This is a genomic window from Commensalibacter sp. M0133, assembly GCF_016101485.1.
In the GTDB taxonomy this organism is placed as follows: Bacteria; Pseudomonadota; Alphaproteobacteria; order Acetobacterales; family Acetobacteraceae; genus Commensalibacter; species Commensalibacter melissae.
This window is the reverse complement of record NZ_JACFQI010000002.1, coordinates 315132-334342: the sequence shown is the minus strand read 5'-3', so window position 1 is coordinate 334342 and position 19211 is coordinate 315132. Positions and strand designations below refer to the sequence as shown.

Sequence of the window (19211 nt, the reverse complement as noted above, 5' to 3'; positions counted from 1 at the left end):
CTTTCATGACTTCATCTTCTGCATCAAATCAAAAACACTTAATCCTCATTGATGGATCCGGGTTTATTTTTCGTGCTTTTCATGCCATTCCCTTAATGACTGATCCATCAGGAACACCTGTCAACGCGGTTTATGGTTTTACTAACATGATGATAAAACTAATCCGTGATCGTGTGGCCAGTCATATGGCTGTAATTTTTGATGCAGGAAGAAAAACCTTCAGGAATGAAATTTATCCAGCTTATAAAGCACATAGACCCCCTCCTCCTGAAGAGCTTGTTCCCCAGTTTTCACTTGTTCGGGAAGCCTCTGAAATTCTGGGATTACCAACAATTGAAATGGCAGGATGGGAAGCTGATGATCTTATTGCAAGTTACGCAAAAGCAATCGTGGCAGATGGGGGCAAATGTACAATTATTTCTTCCGATAAGGATCTGATGCAATTAATCAACAAACATATTCAAATGCAGGATCCCATCAAGGAAAAAATCATCAAGATTGAAGAGGTACAAGCTAAATTTGGTGTGTCTCCAACAGATATGATTTCCTTACAAGCATTGATGGGAGACCCGGTAGATAATGTCCCTGGAGTTCCTGGCATAGGTCCCAAAACGGCAGCCGCTTTAATTCATGAATATGGACAGTTGGAGGATATCCTTGCTGCCATTCCTATAATGAAACCCTCCAAACGGCGCGATAATCTTGAAACCAACAAGGAAAATGCACGAATTTCATACCAACTTGTTCAGCTAAAAGATGATATTCCTCTACCCACCCCGATTGATCAGTTAAATTGTTGCAAGGCTGATCCTGAAAAAGTTACCGCATGGCTTCAAAAACATGGATTCCGCTCCATATTAAATCGCTGGACAAAAAATTCTCATAATACAGGCGACATTCCTCATACATCACGCAAACAGGAAACACAGACCGGTCCCGAACCAAACAAAGCGGTTCTTGCCGCCCCGTATCATCAGTATGAGACCATTCTCAATAACTCGCAATTACAGGAATGGATTCACCGAATTCAAACAACCCATTTTTGTGCCGTGGATACTGAAACCGACAACCTTGATGCATTACAGGCAAATCTAATCGGGATTTCCCTAGCTGTAGCCCCGGGTAAAGCCTGTTATATTCCCATCAATCATCAAATAGATGGAGAATTATTAAAACCAGAACAAATTTCATTAAAAAATGTCATTCAGTATCTTGGCTCCATTCTGACAGATCCTTCCATCCTCAAGATTTTTCATAATGCTAAGTATGATTTTCTTGTTTTGGAACATAACGGGTTTCCGCAACCTGCCCCCTATGATGACACAATGATTATTTCTTACAACCTGGCGGCAGGAGAGCACAGACATGGAATGGATGAGCTGGCAAAACGCTATTTGAATCATCAAACAATATCTTATGATGCATTAACCGGAACCGGTCGTAAACGTATCCCTTTTGCGCAAGTTTCAATTGAAGAGGCAACAGCCTATGCAGGTGAAGATGCAGATGTCACTTTGCGTTTATGGGAAATATTGCGACCTCAATTAAGAACCGCACATGTTCTAGGTCTTTATGAAGAAATAGAACGTCCCCTAATTCCAATCCTGACCAGGATGGAACAGAATGGAATTATGATTGACGCTTCCCTTCTTCAAAAGCTTTCTACTACTTTCACCGAAAAAATGTCAGAAAAAGAAAAAGAAATCTATCATGTTTCCGGTGAAGAATTCAATTTGGCCTCACCAAAACAGCTTGGGGAGATCCTTTTTGACCAGATGAAGTTGCCTGGTGGAAAACGTATGAAATCTGGTACATGGGGGACAGATGTCAAGGTATTACAGGAACTTAGCGATCAGGGTTACGAGATTGCTGAAAAACTGCTGGCTTGGCGACAATTGGCGAAACTTAAATCCACCTATACGGATGCCTTGGTTAAGGAAATAAACCCGGAAACAAAACGTGTACATACCAGCTTTAATATGGTTGGAACCGTTACGGGACGTTTGTCTTCCAATGATCCCAATTTACAAAATATACCTATTCGAACAGAAGACGGTGGAAAAATCAGGGAAGCATTTATTGCCAAGCCTGGCCATGTTCTTGTTTCCGCAGATTATTCACAAATAGAATTGAGGCTTCTTGCACATGTTGCAAATATTCCCCAATTAAAAGAATCCTTTATTCATAATGAGGATATTCATGCCCGTACAGCCTCAGAGGTCTTTGACGTTCCAATCAATGAAATGCAACCTTTGCTGCGTCGACAGGCCAAAGCAATCAATTTTGGTATTATTTATGGAATTAGTGCCTTTGGGTTAGCCAAACAATTGAATGTTTCATCATCTGATGCCAAACAATATATTGAGACCTATTTTAAACGTTACCCTGAAATAAGGGCATATATGCAAAATACCCAGGAAGAGGCAAAGGAAAAGGGATTTGTTCTAACACCTTTTGGCAGAAAATGCTGGATTCCTGGAATTAAAAATAGCAAAGGTCCACAAAAGGCTTATGCCGAACGCCAGGCCATAAATGCTCCTATTCAGGGGGGCGCCGCCGACATTATAAAATGCGCAATGCGGGATATGGACAAAATCATCACAGAAGAAAAACTCCCCGTAAGCATGTTATTACAAGTTCATGACGAGTTGCTTTTTGAAGTGCGAACAGATTATGCTGAAACATTCGTTAATCTTGTAAAGCAAACAATGGAAAACACTGTTAATCTTTCCATTCCCCTTGTTGTTGAGGCTGGAATAGGTAAAAACTGGGCAGAAGCACATTAAACCATGCCACAGAATCAAAAAAAATCCATTTGGATTATTTCATTCCTATTTATCGCTTTCATTATTGGCATGATGTTCCTCGGGATTAAATTCACTGCCAATCATACAGCCGTTGCGCCTGAAAATTCCAATGTAATCGGAGGGGGTTTTCAACTTATTAGCCCTGCAGGAAGTATCGTCAATGACGGAATATTCAGGGGAAAATGGATGTTGATGTATTTCGGTGCAACACGTTGCCCGCATAATCAATGTCGTAAGGATCTTATAAAAATGGGTGAAATCATTAACCATTTAGAGAATAAAGCATCTCAACTTGTTCCAATTTTCATATCCTTTGATTCTAACTATGATACACCCAGCCGTCTGATGTTAAGCATGAAGGCCTATAATGATAAAATTATAGCCCTGACCGGTGGTGAACTGGCGCTTCGTGATATTTCAATTCTTTATCATGTTTCCATCAAAAAAGCGCCAATCAATAGTGATATAAGCCTTGTTGAACCTTATGATCAGTTCATTCTCATGGATCCAGAGGGAAAATATAGAACCTCCATTCAAACAGGAACAGAAACGCATCAGATTGTGGAGACCCTTGAATCAATAATCCATTAAATATAGTTTATACAAACTGTCCTCATTTCAAAAAACGTGAAACTGCATAAATTCTTGATATGATTATTCACATATATTTACTTTAAATATCTATAATGAAATAACAAATGATCACGGATAAAACTTGAAACAAAAAAATAGCTGTGGTCATAATCTTTCTGCCATCGCAATTGAAACGGCCAATTCTTTTTGAGGGCAACAGTTTCCAAAATTTCTGGTTGTAACTGTTTTAATAAAAATTCATCCTTTGTTCCCTGATCAATCAATATGGGAAAGGGTTGGTCAATATAATGCTCCATTAGAAAACAGCTATCATAGACTTGCCAAGTTTCCTTGCCATCTCCAAGATAATGACAAAATGCCTTCCGCCCGAACGGCACCTGCATTGGATTAACAATTGGTGCAAAAGCCGAAACCGAACAAAATCGACCAGGATGTTTTAGGGCAAACATCAAAGCACCATGACCACCCATTGAATGTCCAGCAATAGATTGCCTGCCATTCGATTTAAATTGTCGCTTGATCAATTTGGGAAGCTCAATGGAAATATAATCAAACATTTGATAATTTTGTTTCCAGGGTTCTTGTGTCGCATTAACGTAAAAACTCGCTCCCTGTCCCAGATCATAAGAAGGCGCATCAGGAATTATATCACCTCGGGGACTTGTATCAGGGACAACCAGTATAATTCCCAATTCTGCAGCATATTTTTGCGCCCCTGCCTTAGTCACAAAATTCTGGTCATTACAAGTTAAACCGGAAAGCCAGTATAATATAGGTAAAGTTGTATTCCTGTAATCAGGTGGCAAGTAAACTGAATAACTCATTTCGCAGTCCAGTGTGACTGACCAGTGTCTGAACCGTTTTTGCTGTCCACCAAAAGATTGATGAGTTTCCAATTCAACATATTTCATAATATTTCCTGTCAAACCTATCTGAAACTAGTAATGTAAAACAGTTCGAATAGCCTTTCCCTGATGCAATAAATCAAAAGCCCTATTAATCTCATCAAATGCCAAGTCTTGTGTTATAAAATCCTCCAAAACAAATTTGCCTTGCAGATAATCATTTACAATAACAGGCAATTGTGAACGCCCCTTAACCCCACCAAATGCGGATCCTCGCCATACACGACCCGTCACCAATTGAAAAGGACGGGTGGAAATTTCCTCACCTGCCCCGGCAACACCAATGATAACAGATTCTCCCCAACCTTTGTGACAACATTCAAGAGCAGAACGCATTACCTGAACGTTTCCTATACATTCAAATGAAAAATCTACTCCACCTTTTGTTTTTTCAATTACAACTTCCTGTATTGAGGCGGAATAATCTTTAGGATTTATAAAATCGGTAGCACCTAACTTCCTAGCCAATTTAAATTTTTCTGAATCAATATCAATTGCGACAATGCGACCTGCACCCGCCATATGGGCTCCCATAATGACCGACAAGCCAATCGCACCCAACCCAAAAACTGCAACACTATCACCTTTTTGTACTTTTGCCGTATTTTTTACAGCTCCCATACCAGTTGTGATTCCACAACCCAATAAACATACTTTTTCCAAAGGTGCCTGTTTACTGATTTTTGCTACGGAAATCTCCGGAACAACCGTATATTCGGAAAATGTGGATGTTCCCATATAATGATAGATAGGTTCGCCGTCTTTAAAAAAACGGTTCGTACCATCAGGCATCAACCCTTGACCTTGAGTGACACGAATAGCCTGACAGAGATTGGTTTTACCAGAACGACAATATTCACATGTTCCACATTCCGGAGTATATAAGGGTATAACATGATCACCAACAGAAACACTTGTTACCCCTTCACCAACAGCCTGTATAATTCCCGCCCCTTCATGACCCAATATTGCAGGAAATATACCTTCAGGATCTTTTCCTGAAAGCGTGTATGCATCTGTATGACATACGCTGGTTGCAATTATCTTTATTAAAACTTCCCCTTTTTGTGGCGGCATTAAATCAACTGTCTCAATTGAAAGAGGCTGATTGGCTCTCCATGCAACAGCCGCCTTCGTTTTTATCATCTCCATCTATAATCACCCTTTTGATACAAAAATTAATTTATTCAATTAAATATTAAAACCCAGGATTTTATAAACCAAACAAACAGTTTCAAAGTAAAGATTATATCTATGAAATGGAATTTCATGACTCAATTCAAATTAAAATAATTTAATATAGTCTTCTGGTCCCAAAATTTTGAAAATAATCAATCCATAAACCCCAAACAGGCATTGATAGAATTTTCTTTCTTGATATATTCTTACTTCAGATAATCTTCCCGAAAAAGTATTTTTAATTTAAACCTGTTTCAATTTTAAAAATAAAATGGCAATAATCAAATAAACTATATAATATAAAAACATATATATCGGCTGAACCAATCATAAATAATATTCAATTATACATGAATACCACTTATATATTTTTAGTTGTGTCTTAACTCAAAATGAACCGTGGTTGTTGTCTGAACAAGCGTATCATTATCTTTCAGTGCACTGCATTTTATTTGTTGGACTGCCTCGATTGCAGCCCGATCCAAATCAATAAAACCACTTGTCTCAACAATTTCTACCTGACCAACCTGTCCATTTGACAAAATTTGCAATGCAACCTTTGCAACACCCTGTTCATGTCTTCTACGGGCAGCCAAGGGATAAGTGCTTTTTGGTGATGAGCAGCGTTGCAATGGAAAATTGTGGCTGACTAAAGGTATTGATGATTTGGCTTTTTGTTCCATTCCCCTATCCTGCCTTTTCTGCTGTCCCATTGCTGATTGAGCAGCTATTTTATTTTTGGAAATGTTGCGATTACTCGATTGATCCTGAGTGGTTGGCACTGAAATTTTTTGCAATGCGTTCATGGCCGGCAAAGCATTGACAGGACTTCTGGCCACGGGGATGGTTACTGCCTTCAGATCATCCGTTTTATTTTCTGCAATTGCATCCAATGAGGAAAGAGATTTCATCCCTTCTTGAAATTGAACCACAACCATTGAAGAGAGTGGGAAAACTTCTTTCTTTACATGTAAACAAAAAAACATTAGCAGGAAAACAATTATATTAAATAGAACAGCAACCGTACAGGCCAGCTCTATCCCTACTGAATTGACATGTTCGGAAAAAACCAACGTCCTTTTTGGAAATGATGATAAAATCGTTTTCTGATTCAGAGAAGGACAGATAGGTTCCTGTTTCATAATCCTTGATGCCATATTTGCTCAAATATATTAGAGGTAAAGAGCCTTTATTCTATTCTATCTATAAAACAAAACATTCAAATACTAAAAAGAAATTTGACTTTATTCTTAATTTTAATCAAATAAATAATGATGATCTTCAATACTTGACCAAGGCATTAATGATTTTATCCTCTACAACAAATATATGGGTAAAAAAAAATAAAGATTCTTATCCTGTATCTTTATATTCTGTTATTATTGTCCTGTTTCTGTTTATAAGTCATTTAATTCTTTTACCTTTTACATTTACCTCGCTTTGGCATTGTCCAATGATGCAAAATCAGCATGCATCCATGTCAATGACGATGTGTGACACTGCCACTTTCTCCCACTCTAAGATAAGCAAGAAAACGGATCAACACTCCCAACACAATCAACAACATCATGGAATCTTTGTTTGTCCCCTCTGTAATGGATTGGCTGTTCCAAGCCCCTTGTTAAATTTATTACTTATCTTTCCCCAATTGACAATTATTCATCTTTTTTTGAAGCGCAAGGTTTATCAGGCTCAACCTCCCCCGATATTACCCTTGAATACGCAGCTACCCCGTGCACCACCCCTTTATTAACACTGATAGTTCTAATGGTCATACAGATATTATGACCAAATTATTCCTTTGTCATTATTATATCAGGTTAATCTATGTCTTATCGATGGCATTGTACATGTAAATTTTACCTTTTTTTATTATTATGTTCTCTTTACCCCTATAATGGAAAAGCACAAAAAAACATTACACAAAATAAAACCTCTCTTTCAAGAACCAATACCACTGCACCAGTTCCAGAAATACATATTGAATCAGAAGACATCCCAGACTTTTCCACAAATCCACCCAATTCAATTTTTTTAAAAAAGGATAAATTAAAGGATATTGTGAATAACAGTCCAAACCCAATGGATCTTTTCAAAAATCAAATGGGTATCAGCCAATATGGTGCGGGTCGTATTGCCTCTTTACCCGTAATTAACGGAATGGCGGATGATCGGGTGGCCACGTTCATTGATGGTATGCGTATCAATGGGGATTGTCCAAACCATATGAATCCTGCCATTTCCTATCTTAATCCCCATGATGTTGCAACAGCCAAAATCATGGCCGGCATCACACCCGTAAGTATGGGAGGGGACAGCCTGGCCGGATCAATTGATATCCAACGAAAAGATCCTCTTTTTGCAGAAAAAAACAAAAAAATTCTCATCAAAGGAGAAGCTTCAAGCTTTTATCATAGTAATGGTTCAGGCGTAGGAACGGCAGGAAACATTACTGTTGCCAATAAACATTTAAGTCTCCGCTATAACGGGTCATGGTCTCAATCCCGCAATTATCATGCAGGCAGCGGAGGTGGAAAAGTGTATTCTTCTGCTTATAAAACATTCAATCATGATGTGACCCTAGGTTATAAAAAGGATAACCATTTATTCTCTTTGACCTATGGACAATCTGACACACCCTATGAAGGTTTTCCCAATCAATATATGGATATGACCAATAATCGCTCCATTTTTGTTAATGGAAAATATAAGGGTGACTTCGATTGGGGAACAATTGAAGCAAGAGGCTATTGGCAACGTGTCACCCATGCCATGAATATGCTCAGCAATAAAGGCGGCCATTCCGCCACGAAAGGAATGCCCATGAACATTGATGGTCGTACAGCTGGATATAATGTTAAGGCAACAGTATTCATAGATAATCATAACACGTTACGGATTGGCAGCTCTTTCGATCATTCAGGTTTAAATGACTGGTGGCCCCCCCTACAAAAAAACATGATGATGGGACCTCATACCTATCACAATATCAATAATGGCCATCGGGATCGATTGGGAAATTTTGCTGAATGGGAAGCCCAATGGACCCCAAAAGTCACAACCCTTCTCGGTTTTCGAAATGATCTGGTCATGATGAATACAGGGAGAATATCTGGATACCAGGGCATCAATGGAATGAATGCCGAAGAACGGAAAGCCATTCATAATTTCAATACTGCAAACCGTGGCCATACCGATACCAATTTTGATGTTACAGCCATGGCACGATGGACAGTCAATAAATCCTTTACCTGGGAAGGTGGGTATGCCCGGAAAAGCCGTTCTCCAAATTTATATGAACGTTATACATGGGGCACATCTCCAATGGCCATGCGCATGATTGGCTGGTTTGGTGATGGAAATGGTTATATCGGCAATCTCAACCTCAAACCGGAAGTAGGCAATACCGTCAGCACAACCTTTGACTTTCACGATCCACACCAGGATATATGGGAGGTCAAGGTTCAACCCTTCTATACCTATATTCACCATTACATCAACGTTAATTACCTTGGGAGTATGCGAACACGTCAAAATACAACTGTCTCAAAATTGCAGTTTGACAATCATAACGCCCAAATCTATGGAATTAACACAGCTGAATCCTATAAATTATGGAACAATAAGAAATATGGTCAAGGCATATTGAAAGGAAATATCAACTGGGTTATGGGTCAAGATCGATCCAATCACAACAGCCTTTATCACATGATGCCATTAAATGGAACGTTAAGCCTTAATGAATATTTTGGTCCATGGACTGGCAGGATCGAGGCAAATTTCGTCAATACAAAAAGTCAGATTGACCCTATGCGTCGTGAACCGAAAACACCTGGCTATGTTTTGTTCAATATCGGGGGGAGTTATACATGGCGTATGCTTCGCCTGGATGCAAGCATAGAAAATATTGCCAACAAAAAATATTATCTTCCTTTGGGAGGAATGTCCTTAGGGGATTTAATCACAACTAACGAATTGCGTGCCCTGCCTGGTCTGGGTCGTTCTTTTAATATCGCCCTGACTGCCAGCTTTTAACTAAAGTTGCTGTAATTTCATTAGTGTATCTCGAATAACCGTTTCAAGCGGATGGGACATGTCAATTTCTATATGAGGTTCATCCACCTGGAGCGGTTCAAAGCTTTTCAGCTGTGTATCCAGTAAACTTGCGGGCATAAAATGCCCTTCACGTTTTTCAATACGATGAAGAAGAACATCATATGGAACTTTTAAATTTACAAAATAGAAAGGTTTCCTAATGCCCTTGCGCAAAAAATCACGATAGGATCTTTTTAGGGCGGAACATGTTAACACCCCTTTCCCACCATGTTCTTCCGCACATGCCTCCAACCATGCATGACATTTTTCCAGCCATGGCCAACGATCGCTATCTGTTAGGGGTTTGCCTTCTGACATTTTCTGGATATTATGTTGTGAATGAAAAGAGTCCCCTTCCTGAAAAGGCCAGTCAAGATACTGATCCAAACCTTTTGCCAATGTCGTTTTTCCACATCCCGAAACACCCATTATCACCAATAAACAAGGCCTAATCTGTACATTATCATTCGTGGACAAAGACATTGATGTGTTCCTTTACTTATATAAATGCTGAATCCCGTTATAACCTGCGACTAAAGCCTCATCCGTACAATTAATAAATAAACCGCTTTCGATAACCCCAGCAATCGAAATGATATCTTTCTCTAGTCGCACAGGATCGTCAATAATTCCAAAATCACAATCCAGAATCATGTTCCCACCATCCGTCAGGAAAAAATCAGGATGATCATTCTTGACTCGAACTTTTATTGATGCTCCGATTTTTTCCAAATGTTTCATTGTGGCTTCCCAACCGAAAGGGGTAACCTCAACTGGAACAGGTGTATGCTCACCAAGCTTATCGACTAATTTACGTTCATCAACGACTATAACAAATTTTTTGGCTGCATAGCGAACAATTTTTTCTCGTAATAAAGCGCCACCCAACCCCTTAATTAACTGTAATCCTTGATGCGTAACCTCATCTGCCCCATCAATGGCAATATCTAATTCTGGACATTCCCCCAATGTTGTCAGTTCAATTCCGTAAGATTCGGCCAGCTTGGCCGACGCAATCGAGGAAGGCACACCTTCAAAACGCAACCCTTCCTCTTGCCACCGCTTGCCTAAAGATCGGATAACACATGCCGCGGTACTCCCACTTCCCAATCCGACTTTCATCCCTTGCGAAACTAATGAAGCCCCTATTTTTCCAAGCTGCTCTTTATATTTAACGATTTGTTGTGCATCCATCTCTATCTAGTATTCTTTCGTTATCCAATTACCGACCGCTTTTATTCACCACCGGCCGCTTTATCCAAAATCCAGTGAACCTCTCCTTCCGTTTCAATTTTTGAAGAGGGATATATTGCATTCTCTTCCCTTACCTCACGGAAAATCTTAACCTTGTTTTCTCCACTCACTACAAATATAACCAAACGGCTGGAAGCAATTGCTGGATAGGTCAATGTCATTCTTCTATGAGGGGCGTCTTTTGGTTGACACCAAGAAACCCACTTCTGTTTTTCCTCCAAAACAGCTGTGTCAGGAAAAAGTGAAGCCGTATGACCATCCGTCCCCAGTCCCAATAAAACGATATCAAATAAGGGTTCCCCATTCTTCAATACCCTTGATCCATATTCATGCTGTAAATTTTCTTCGTATAATCGCGCAGCTTTTTCCACATCTTCTAAAACAGGCATCGGATGAACATTCCTAAATGGAATATTCACATGATTAAGCAAAGCCTCGGTAACCATACGAAAATTGCTGGCTTCATCCGTATAGGGCACCATTCTTTCATCACCGAAAAACAGATGCAACCGTTCCCAAGGCAATCGATGACTGTAAGTCTCTCCCCCTAATAATTCATATAATTTTTTAGGTGTGGATCCTCCTGATAACGCTATCCTGAAAACCGCATCCTTTTTTTCCTCAATCTGGTGCAAAATGATATCAGCCAGGTAATTAGCCTGTGCATTTACATCGGGTAAGACAAGAACATATCCGGTTTTCGCATTATGCCCTTTTTCCATATTGTCTGTCATAGATAACTCGTTCTTTATAATTTTTATGTACCCCTTCCCGGGATTCAACAATTCAGGTTACAAAATTAAACCATTATTTCACAACTTAAAATATTTTCATTTAAATTAAAGTAAAAATTGATTAACAGCATAAGCCCATCCATTTTCCTCATTCGTACGTGCAATATGATGAGCATATTGTTTTACCCTTTGACTTGATTGTCCCATAACAATCGGCATTCCTGCAATTTTCAGCATCGGAATATCATTATCCATATCCCCTATACAGGCCGTTTTACTTAACGGAATTTTAAGTAATTCCGCTATTTTCTGAGCTGCAAATCCTTTATTTGCCTTTAAATGAGAGATATCCAGATAATTTTTTGAAGAATGAACTGCGGAAACTTCCCGGCCATAACGTCGTTTTATCTGTTGTGCTAGATTATCAAGTAAAACAGTATCCTGGGAAATACCCATGATTTTTATTGTATCCATTACATGATCTTGAATGTTTTGAATAATTTTCGGCTGCAATTGCAAGGCTTTTTGTTCATGCTCCACAAAGGCGCTTTCAGTAGTAAATACAAACCATTCAAGACCACTATAAAGCCATATTTCAATTTTATGCTTCTGGAGTATGTTGCATATATCGAGAATCAGGACAGGATTCATGAAAATTCTGGAAAGGATATTTCCTTTTACATCAAGAATTTCTCCGCCATTCAATGCGGCAAAAGGCAACTCTATTTTCAATTGCTCCAAATACAAACGCATACCCAAGGCAGGCCTGCTACTTACCAGGGACAATCCAATCCCTGCCTGTTTCATTTTATGAACAGCATGAATGGTTTCATTTGTGACAATTTTATTGTTTGGTATCAATGTTCCATCAATATCCGAAATTAACAACCGAATTACTGGAGTTGTTTTATTCAAGATTGACACTTCCCAACTGTATTAAAATGTTTTAGAACCATCCAAAAAGCCATTTTTGATTTTTCTAATAATCAATTGGAAAAATATTATATTCACAAATTGATAAAAATATGACGGTATAATTGTCAAAATATAAAAACACCCCTTGACCGCAATCGTCAAGGAGTGTCATCAATCACATATTTTAATTTAGTCTCAATGTTTTAATCCCAATACAACAGGATTGACTTCATCCGTTTCAATTGATGCCAGGGCCTCATATTGTTTATAACGACGGTCAATTGCCTTTTGTGCATTTTCCATAATTTCCTCGGCATCATTCGGACGTATCCGTTTCAGATTCCGATATCTGATTTCATTACCCGCATATTCTTTTAAAGCAATACGTGGTCTAGCTGAATCCAGTTGGAAAGGATTTTTACCAATTTTCCGCATCATAGGATCAAAACGGAATAATGGCCAATAACCGGATGCTGTCGCCAATTTTTGTTGGGTCAATCCATGGCGCATATCTATTCCCTGTCCAATGCAGTGGCTGTAGGCAATGATCAACGATGGCCCATCATAAGCTTCGGCCTGGCGAAATGCTTTTAGGGTATGTTGCGGATTGGAACCCAGAGCAACCTGGGCAACATAGACATTATCATATGTCATGGCCATTAACGCCAAATCTTTACGAATTGTTTCTTTTCCCTTTGATGCAAATTTGGCAATTGATCCGAACGGTGTCGCCTTTGAGGCCTGACCTCCTGTATTGGAATACATCTCTGTATCCAGCACGAGGATATTGACATTTTCACCTGACGCTAAAACATGATCCAAACCACCGTAACCAATGTCATAGGCCCAACCATCTCCACCAACAATCCAGATACTGCGACGGATAAAGTAATCAGCCAATGCCAATAAACGTTTTGCATCATCACTCTTAAGGCGAGCTAAACGTGTCTTCAGCATTTTTACCCGTGAACGTTGGGCCTGAATTTCAGATTCTTCTTTCTGTGATGAATTCAAAATCGCATCAGCCAGATCCGTACCGACCTCTTCCCTCAATCGCTTCAATAAATGACTGGCCACTTCTAGCTGTTTGTCAACAGCAATCCTAAAACCCAATCCAAATTCGGCATTATCTTCAAACAAAGAATTGGACCAGGCTGGGCCCTGTCCTTCTCCATTTACAGACCAGGGCGTTACAGGCAGATTGCCACCATAGATTGATGAACAACCAGTCGCGTTGGCAACTTGCAAGCGATCTCCAAACAACTGGGTCAATAATTTCAGGTAAGGCGTTTCCCCACATCCGGCACAGGCACCAGAAAACTGAAATAAAGGTTCCAGAAACTGCACACCCCGTACATTCGAAAAATTAACTTTGCTACGATCATCAACCGGTAAAGTTTCAAAAAACAAAATATTCCTTTTTTCTCTTTCAAGCAGGGATTCCTTTGCTGTCATATTGATTGCCCTGGTTTCGGGCTCAATAGGACTTTTCGCTGGACATACATCAACACACAAAGTACACCCTGTGCAATCCTCCACGTAAAATTGCAAAGTATAATTAATATTTGGATATCCCCTAACTTTTAAAGGTGCCGTCTTAAATCCCTCTGGTGCTTTTTCCAGATAACGATCATGGTAAGTTTTGGAACGTATCACACTATGTGGACAAACATAGCTGCACTGACCACATTGCACGCACAGATCCTCTCGCCATTCAGGAACAAAATCCGAAACGTTACGTTTTTCATAAACGGCTGTTCCGGAAGGAAAAGTTCCATCGGCCGGGATCAAGCTTACCGGAATTTGATCCCCCTTGCCCGCAAACATAGGAGCAATAACCTTATGAACAAACTCTGGTGCATCTGCTGGAATAGGACATTCAAGATCGATATTGCTTGATACACGGTCTGGAACCCTTACTTGCTGTAAGCTATCGCAGGCTGCATCAACAGCCCTATAATTTTGCTGTACAACATCCTCACCTTTTACAAGATAGGTTTTCCTGATCGAATGTTTGATATATTCAATCGCTTTATCCCTTGGAAGAATATCCGAAATTGCAAAAAAACAAGTTTGCAAAATCGTATTGGTGCGCATACCCAACCCAACTTCCTGGGCAACTTTTGAAGCATTAACAACGTAAAATCTTAATTTCTTTTCAATAATACGCTGTTGTACCAAACGAGGTAAATGTTGCCAAATTTCATCTGCATTATAATGCGCATTCAGCAGAAAAACTCCACCTTCCACCACATGTTCAAGAATATCCTGACGATAAAGAAAATGAAAATGATGACACCCAACAAAATCGGCACGTTGAACCAGATAGGCCGCCTTGATCGGAATTTTACCAAAACGTAAATGGGACACAGTCTGCGCACCGGATTTATGAGAATCATAAACAAAATACCCCTGTGCATATTCCCCTGCATCCTCAGCAATAATTTTCACGCTATTTTTGTTGGCCCCAACGGTTCCATCCGCACTCAATCCAAAAAACATGGCGCGTTTAATTTGATCACTATCAATTGTAAAGGATGAATCATAGGTTAAACTGTTATGGGTTAAATCATCCTGGATACCGACTGTAAAACCATGTCGAGGATTCTCTGTCTTTAACTCATCAAATACGGCCTTGACCATTGCAGGGGTGAAATCCTTGGATGAAAGACCATACCTACCACCGATAATCAAGGGCAAATCCCTTCTTTTCCCCCTTGAGACAGCCTCGGCCAAAGTCGCCATCACATCTAAATATAAAGGTTCCCCCAACGCACCTGATTCTTTTGTGCGATCCATAACTGCAATTCGTTTGACTGAAGTAGGCAGGAATTCGAGAAATTTTTCTGAAGGAAAAGGACGATAGAGACGAATTTTTAAAACACCAACAGATTCCCCCTGTTTTATGAGGGCTTCAGCTGTATTGTCAGCAGTTTCGGCAGCGGATCCCATCAATACGATAACATGTTCTGCCCGAGAATCCCCAACATATTCAACCAGATCATGGTAACGCCCTGTTAAATCCCCTAAACGCTTTACGTATTTTTCAACAAGTTTGATAACCCGGTTGTAATATGGATTAACCGCTTCACGTGCCTGGAAAAATGTGTCAGGATTATGAGCCGTTCCTCTAATAAAGGGTTTTTCGGGATTTAGGGCCCGTTCACGATGTGCAATGACAAATTCATCATCGATCATTTTAGCCATAATCTCATCAGATATGATATCCAATGTGTTTAATTCATGAGACGTACGAAAACCATCAAAAAAATGAATGAAAGGTACACGTGCCTCCAATGTAACAGCATGCATAATCAAAGCCAAATCATGGGCTTCCTGGACTGATGCAGAACAGCACATGCCAAAACCTGTCATTCTGCTTGCCATGACATCAGAATGATCCCCGAAAATTGACAGGGCAGAAGTTGCAACAGAACGTGCTGCCACATGAAAAACCGTCGAGGTCAATTCACCAGCGATCTTGAACATGTTTGGCAACATCAACAACAATCCCTGTGATGCCGTAAAGGTTGTTGTTAACGCCCCTGTTTGTAAAGAGCCATGTACTGCTCCTGCAGCACCACCCTCACTTTGCATTTCCTGAACAAGGGGAATATTTCCCCAAATATTTTTAATTCCCTTTGCCGCCCATTCATCAATATGCTCAGCCATCGGGGATGAGGGCGTAATCGGAAATATGGCACAAACCTCATTAACACGATAAGCAATATGGGCAACTGCAGTATTGGCGTCCATTATTGTATTAGTCATCTATAACCATCCTCTCTTGAGACGTTATCTGCATATAATATTAATATATTTAGATATTTTCAGCTGTCATATCAATTGCTTGGCATGGACAGGATTCAAAACAGACCGCACATCCCGTGCAACGATCCATATCCAGTAAATACCCTTTTCCCACTCCGGCTTTGGTTAAAGCATCCTCTGGACAAGCTGCCAGACAGTTATCACACTCATAGCAATTTCCACAGGAAAGACAGCGTTTGGCTTCATACAGAGCTTCCTTTTCATTAAAACCGATTAATGTTTCCGTAAATCCAACACGCTTTTCAACAGGCAATTCCTTTTGTAGGATCTGAGGTGTATCCTCCAATAAGGGAAGATGTAAATCCGTATAATAGGTAATCGGATTTTTTGGGGATACAATAAAGGGTTTATTATCCAGCCAAGCATTAATGAACCGAGCAGCCTTTTTACCAGAACCCACAGCATTCGTGATACTTCGAGGACCGTCAATAGCATCCCCGCCCGCAAATATGCCAGAAACCCCAGTCATCATCTGGGCATCAATAACCAGAGTCCCCTTTGAATCAAATTCTATTCCTTCAATATTTTGCAAAAAATGATTATCAGGTTGCTGTCCCAATGCCATAATAACGGTATCCATCTGTATTTCCTCCATCTCCTCGGATGGTTCCGGACGAGCATCCTGGCCAATGATCATTTTCCGTAAAATCACCCTGTCTTTAAAAACAGAATCAATTGTCCTCATACATTTAAATTGAGTACCTTCTGCCTCTGCATCCTTAATCTCAAATTGATGCGCCTCCATATGCGAACGATCCCAAAAGAAAATAACCGTTACTTTTTGCGCCCCTGCACGAAAGGCTGTTCGAGCGGCATCCATCGCTGTATTTCCGGCTCCATAGACCAAAACGTTCTTACCGATTTTTGGATTTTTCCCAGCACTGACATCACCCAAAAACTCTATGGCTGACAAAAGACGCGCTTCCTTATCAATTGGAATATTTAACAAACTTGGTTTTGTAGCCCCTATTGCCAAAAAGACCGCATCAAACCGTTCCTCCTGCTTTTCTTTCAATAAGTCCCTCACTGGATCATTACATCTGATCTTGACCCCCATCTGTTCAATCCGATGAATATCAAGCTTTAGAATATCTCTCGGTAAACGATAAGCGGGAATGCCATAACGCATCATGCCTCCAGGTTCAGGAAAAGCCTCACGTATTACAACTTCATGCCCCATACGACACAAATGATAAGCTGCTGATAACCCCCCAGGTCCAGCTCCAACAATTAAAATACGTTTACGATTAAGATTATCTGCAACGGAAACTTGCCATCCCCGGTCATTAGCCATATCCCCCAAAAACCGTTCAACAGCGTGAATGGTGACAGATCCATCCAATTCTTTACGATTACATGAACCTTCACATGGATGATAACATGCCCGCCCGTGAACTGCAGGCATGGGATTATTATCAAGAATATGTTCCCAAGCCTCTCTAAACTTTCCCTCTTGAGCAAGGGAAAGCCACCCTTGTATATCCTCACCGGCGGGACAAGCATAATTACATGGTGGTAAATGGCGATTATAAACAGGATATAATTTCCTTACCGGCCCACCAAACTGTTGTTGAGTCATATCAATGACCGGACTCATATCGTGATGTTTTGTTCCCATTAGATGATACCCTTAAATTATATCTTGTAGATTTTTATAATCTTTATGAAAAACCATTATGCTTATGTATGTTGTTAGAAAATTATTATGTCATAAACCATTCAATAGCGAATTTTGTTTAATGTAATGTTAGTAAAATAAATTTGATTTATTTCACTAACTCCATATATTCCTTATATATTTTGTATAAAATTTATAAAAAAAAGCCTTAATCCTCACGATTAAGGCCTTTTCCAATAAAATTGGAAAATTTATATTATTTCTTTTCTACATGGCCACCAAAACCAAAACGCATTGCTGACAACATCTTTTCGCCAAACGTATTTCCTGAACGGGAACGAAAACGGGTGAATAAAGCGGAAGTTATAACGGGGGCAGGAACAGCCTCTTCAATTGCGGCTTCAATGGTCCAGCGCCCTTCTCCCGTATCTGCAACATCACCTTTAAAACCTGCAAGAGTACCATCCTTTGCAAGCGCATCCGCACATAAATCCAACAACCACGACGGAATAACGCTGCCACGACGCCATACTTCTGCAATATCTGCCATATTCAAATCAAAACGTTCATCTTCGGGTAAACGATCTGATCCTTTGGTACGCATGATATCAAACCCTTCTGCATAGGCCTGCATCATACCGTATTCAATACCGTTATGAACCATTTTGACAAAATGTCCAGAACCTGCGGGACCACAATGAAGATAACCTTTTTCCGCACGGGGATTCAAATTGGCATTACGTCCCTTTGTACGTGGAATATCGCCCATTCCAGGAGCCAAAGAGTCCAAAATCGGATCAATATGGTCAACAGCTTCCTTACTGCCACCATACATCATGCAATATCCACGTTCCAGGCCCCAAACGCCACCGGAAGTTCCAACATCAACATAGTGAATACCCTTTGCTTCCAGCATTTTTGCACGACGTATGTCATCTTTATAGAACGTGTTTCCACCGTCAATAACGATATCCCCTTTATTTAACATATCTCCAAGACTTTTGATTGCCTGTTCTGTCACTGCACCACAAGGCAGCATAATCCAAACAATTTTTGGGGAAGGCAATGCTTCTACCAAAGATTTCAAATCATCGACAATGGTACTTTTAGGAGCTTGATTATGAATTTCCTCACTTTTGCTGCGCGTACGATTTAACAGAACAACTTCATGACCATGACGAGCCAAACGAATTGCCATGTTACCACCCATTCTGCCCAAGCCATACATACCTAGTTTCATAGTTAATTTCTCCATTTTCATCACAATAAGTTTATATCT

General features: G+C 40.0%; 14 protein-coding genes. 4 read left to right on the top strand and 10 right to left on the bottom strand.

The window, feature by feature from the left end; translation table 11 throughout:
- The first annotated feature begins 5 nt into the window (after positions 1-5).
- Together polA and H3T46_RS06400 are read left to right on the top strand one after the other, a co-directional pair.
- A complete protein-coding gene (gene polA, locus H3T46_RS06405; RefSeq protein ID WP_198197936.1) occupies positions 6-2786 on the top strand; it encodes a DNA polymerase I in 2781 nt (926 codons plus the stop codon).
- Between the two features lie 3 nt (positions 2787-2789).
- Positions 2790-3398 carry an SCO family protein gene (locus H3T46_RS06400; RefSeq protein ID WP_155564819.1) on the top strand — a complete coding sequence of 203 codons (609 nt, stop codon included), beginning with the start codon at positions 2790-2792 and terminating at the stop codon, positions 3396-3398.
- Positions 3399-3475: 77 nt separating this feature from the next.
- On the opposite strand, the gene fghA is transcribed toward H3T46_RS06400, so the two are convergent.
- The 3 genes from fghA to H3T46_RS06385 all read right to left on the bottom strand — a co-directional run bounded on the left by fghA (position 3476) and on the right by H3T46_RS06385 (position 6627).
- Complete coding sequence (fghA, locus tag H3T46_RS06395) at positions 3476-4312, bottom strand: S-formylglutathione hydrolase (RefSeq protein WP_198197934.1); 837 nt, start codon at positions 4310-4312, stop codon at positions 3476-3478.
- 27 nt (positions 4313-4339) lie between these two features.
- Positions 4340-5452 (bottom strand): S-(hydroxymethyl)glutathione dehydrogenase/class III alcohol dehydrogenase, encoded by a 1113-nt coding sequence (locus H3T46_RS06390; RefSeq protein WP_196424072.1) that lies wholly within the window; start codon positions 5450-5452, stop codon positions 4340-4342.
- A 404-nt stretch (positions 5453-5856) separates the two neighbouring features.
- Positions 5857-6627 (bottom strand): energy transducer TonB, encoded by a 771-nt coding sequence (locus H3T46_RS06385; protein WP_198197932.1) that lies wholly within the window; start codon positions 6625-6627, stop codon positions 5857-5859.
- Positions 6628-6773: 146 nt separating this feature from the next.
- Here H3T46_RS06385 and H3T46_RS06380 point away from each other — a divergent pair, with 146 nt between their 5' ends.
- Together H3T46_RS06380 and H3T46_RS06375 are read left to right on the top strand one after the other, a co-directional pair.
- A complete protein-coding gene (locus tag H3T46_RS06380; RefSeq protein ID WP_196424190.1) occupies positions 6774-7238 on the top strand; it encodes a DUF2946 family protein in 465 nt (154 codons plus the stop codon).
- Between the two features lie 74 nt (positions 7239-7312).
- Positions 7313-9520, top strand: coding sequence for a TonB-dependent receptor (locus H3T46_RS06375; RefSeq protein ID WP_198197930.1), 2208 nt, complete (start codon positions 7313-7315; stop codon positions 9518-9520).
- Here the strand turns inward: H3T46_RS06375 and H3T46_RS06370 are convergent, their stop codons facing one another.
- The 7 genes from H3T46_RS06370 to gnd form a co-directional block, all read right to left on the bottom strand.
- A complete protein-coding gene (locus H3T46_RS06370; protein WP_198197928.1) occupies positions 9521-10063 on the bottom strand; it encodes a gluconokinase in 543 nt (180 codons plus the stop codon). It abuts the gene before it with no gap.
- Between the two features lie 12 nt (positions 10064-10075).
- Positions 10076-10774 carry a ribose-5-phosphate isomerase RpiA gene (rpiA, locus tag H3T46_RS06365; protein ID WP_110439287.1) on the bottom strand — a complete coding sequence of 233 codons (699 nt, stop codon included), beginning with the start codon at positions 10772-10774 and terminating at the stop codon, positions 10076-10078.
- Positions 10775-10815: 41 nt separating this feature from the next.
- Positions 10816-11568, bottom strand: coding sequence for a 6-phosphogluconolactonase (gene pgl, locus H3T46_RS06360; RefSeq protein ID WP_198197926.1), 753 nt, complete (start codon positions 11566-11568; stop codon positions 10816-10818).
- A 105-nt stretch (positions 11569-11673) separates the two neighbouring features.
- Positions 11674-12483 (bottom strand): HAD family hydrolase, encoded by an 810-nt coding sequence (locus tag H3T46_RS06355; protein WP_198197924.1) that lies wholly within the window; start codon positions 12481-12483, stop codon positions 11674-11676.
- 195 nt (positions 12484-12678) lie between these two features.
- Positions 12679-16254: a pyruvate:ferredoxin (flavodoxin) oxidoreductase gene (nifJ, locus tag H3T46_RS06350; protein ID WP_232350018.1), complete on the bottom strand. Its 3576-nt coding sequence runs from the start codon at positions 16252-16254 to the stop codon at positions 12679-12681.
- A gap of 49 nt (positions 16255-16303) precedes the next feature.
- Positions 16304-17932, bottom strand: coding sequence for an NAD(P)-binding protein (locus tag H3T46_RS06345; RefSeq protein WP_198197922.1), 1629 nt, complete (start codon positions 17930-17932; stop codon positions 16304-16306).
- Between the two features lie 256 nt (positions 17933-18188).
- Positions 18189-19172, bottom strand: a complete 984-nt coding sequence (gene gnd / locus H3T46_RS06340) for a phosphogluconate dehydrogenase (NAD(+)-dependent, decarboxylating) (protein ID WP_155564809.1) — start codon at positions 19170-19172, stop codon at positions 18189-18191.
- Positions 19173-19211 lie beyond the last annotated feature (39 nt).